Genomic DNA, 2,498 nt, shown 5'->3' on the forward strand with positions numbered 1-2,498 from the left:
GCCCATTCCCGCCTCGCCCGAGCGCGAAGCCCGCCTGCTGGCGATCCGCATCCCCGTCAATCGCGGCATGCTCGGTTGGCGGGTTGGCCTCATCCGGCGCGGAGATCAGGCACGCTTTGGGTCGCTCAACTCACTGCAGCAGCTTCAGCAACTGCGGGTAGGCCAAGGCCAGAGCTGGCCGGACACCGAGATCCTGCGTGCCAACGGCATTCCGGTCGTGGCTGGCTCGGCCTACCTGGCGCTCTTCAACATGCTGCAGGGGGAACGATTCGACTACTTTCCCCGTGGGTTGACCGAGGTCTGGGATGAACTGGAGGAGCGCTCGGACCGCTTCGAGGTGGAGTCGCACGTGGTGCTGCACTACCCCTATGACGCCTACTTCATGGTGAACCGCAAGGCCACGAAGCTCGCCGCCGACATCGAGCGCGGACTGAACCAGGCGATGGCCGATGGCAGCTTTGACAAGCTCTTTGAGCGCTACTTCGGCGAACGGTTACGCCGTGCGCGCCTGCATGAGCGCGTGGTGATCGATCTCACCAATCCGCTGCTCACGCCCGGCACCGCCACGCCTGTCGAACGTCCGGAGCTCTGGTACGACTTCCGGCGCTGGCCGGCGAAGGCGAAGTAGGCAACGACGACCTCACGCCGACAAGGCAATTTGCCTTTGAGACGCAAGCAGGCCGCCCACGCGCCCAGCCCGGGTGCGCTGCCTCAGCGCATCGCGACGATGCCGCCCTCGGCCGACGGCGCCAGCAGGAACAAGCCAGCCTCGCCGCGTTCGCCGCTGCGCACCTGCACGTCCACCAGGCAGGCTTGGCCGACGTCGGTGGCACGCAGCAGGCGCGTCTTGCGCTGCTGCGACGAACGGCCCAGACGCTCGATGAGTTCGCGGTAGACCGCCACGCGGCCCGGCTCGCCGGCAGCGCCCAAGCTGCCCTCCATCGTGAACTGGGYCGTCAGGCCCCAGGCGTCGCTGGCATTCCAGCGCGAATCGAAGTCATCCAGCCGGCGTTGCAGTGTCGCCTTGTCGTCACAAGGCGACGCGGCGGCATGAGCCTCGGCGGGCAGGACCAGCACACCGGCGGCCACCAAGCCCAGAGCGGTGACGATGGCCCAGCTCAGGCTGAGGGGGGCGGAAGAGGAACCAAAACGCTTCATGAGAGTCTCCTGGAAAGGGATCAACGGGACAGCGGTCGCCGCGGTGCTGAGCGGAAGGACAAAGGCGCGGCGTTGCATGGATCGCACTTTGCCGAGCAGGCCGGGCCCTGCCATCGCCCCGAAGAGCCATGCGACGAGCCACGACCGATGGCCCGTCGGGCATGGCCCATCAGCGCGATGGCAACCGCGACGCCGGCCGGAACACTGCGGCGCATCCGGCCCCATCACGCCGGCTCAAACGGAGCCTCCACCATGACCACCCTCCCCCCGCGCCTGGACCTCTACGCCCATATCCACAAGGCTTTGCGCCTGTTCATGAGCGACACACTGCAGCAGCTGAGCCGCCTCGATGTCGACGACCCGCTCGAGCTGGCCACCAGTCTGGGCCAGCTCGACGCGTTGCTGGATGCCGCCCGGCACCATCTCGACAAGGAGAACGAGTTCGTCCACCCCGCCATCGAAGCCCGCCGCGCGGGGGCCAGCGCGGCCATCGAGGTCGAGCACGAGGAGCACCTGGACGCCATCGCCGGCCTGCGCGCCGAGTCCGCCGCGCTGCGCGCCATGCCGTCAGCGAGCGCCGCCCAGCGCCTGTACCGCCGCTTCGCGGCCTTCGTGGCCCACAACCTCGAGCACATGGGCGTGGAAGAGAGCCGCCACAACCTGGCGCTGTGGGCCGCCTACAGCGACGCCGAGCTGCTCGACATCCACCACCGCCTCCTGGCCAGCATCGGCCCGCGCGAGATGAGCGAGACGCTGCGCTGGATGATTCCGGCATTGACGCCGGCCGAGCGCGCCCTTGTCATCGGCAGCCTGCCGCCGCCGGTTCAGGCGCCGGTGCTGGCCTCGGCGCGCGCGCTGCTCAACGACACGGCCTGGGCCAAGCTGTGCCGGGCGCTGGGTCAGGCCAGCGTGCCGGGCCTGGTGGCCATCTGACGCTGGTTCCACCACGCGGCCGCCTCGCCGCGTGAGTTCAGGCCCAGCTTGTCGAGGATGTTGGCCACATGCCGCTTGACGGTGTGGGGGCTCAGGTCCAGCGCGCGGGCGATGTGCTTGTTGCTGGCGCCGGCGGCGATCTGGGCGATGACCTCGGCCTCGCGCTGCGAGAGCCGGTCGTCCCCGGAGACGGCGGCGGCTTCGACCACCACCCGCGTGGCCGGCCGCACGGCTTCGGCCCAGCCGCGCAGCCGGGCGAGGTCGACCGGGTCGAGCAGGTCGCCCCAGTCCTCGGCCGCCATCTGCAGCAGCTTCGGCACGGCCCACAGCAGGCCGCCGGGCTCGCGCCGGGCCAGCGCCGGCGCCAGCGCCTGGGCCGCGCCGCCACGGTCGCCGCCCTCCAGCAG

At 70.1% G+C, this 2,498-nt stretch carries 4 protein-coding genes; 2 read left to right on the forward strand and 2 right to left on the reverse strand.

The window, feature by feature from the left end; translation table 11 throughout:
- The coding region (locus ACXJKR_RS29705; RefSeq protein ID WP_457325902.1) for a hypothetical protein at window positions 1-628 on the forward strand (628 nt) is incomplete at its 5' end.
- An 83-nt stretch (window positions 629-711) separates the two neighbouring features.
- Here the strand turns inward: ACXJKR_RS29705 and ACXJKR_RS29710 are convergent.
- Window positions 712-1,158, reverse strand: coding sequence for a hypothetical protein (locus ACXJKR_RS29710; RefSeq protein WP_457325903.1), 447 nt, complete (start codon window positions 1,156-1,158; stop codon window positions 712-714).
- 252 nt (window positions 1,159-1,410) lie between these two features.
- On the opposite strand from ACXJKR_RS29710, the gene ACXJKR_RS29715 reads away from it, so the two are divergent.
- Window positions 1,411-2,091, forward strand: coding sequence for a hemerythrin domain-containing protein (locus ACXJKR_RS29715; RefSeq protein ID WP_457325904.1), 681 nt, complete (start codon window positions 1,411-1,413; stop codon window positions 2,089-2,091).
- On the opposite strand, the gene ACXJKR_RS29720 is transcribed toward ACXJKR_RS29715, so the two are convergent.
- On the reverse strand, window positions 2,058-2,498 hold a 441-nt coding region (locus ACXJKR_RS29720), incomplete at its 5' end, for a response regulator transcription factor (RefSeq protein ID WP_457325905.1). The two genes, ACXJKR_RS29715 and ACXJKR_RS29720, sit on opposite strands and share 34 nt — an antisense overlap.

The organism is Roseateles sp. P5_E11, assembly GCF_054049355.1.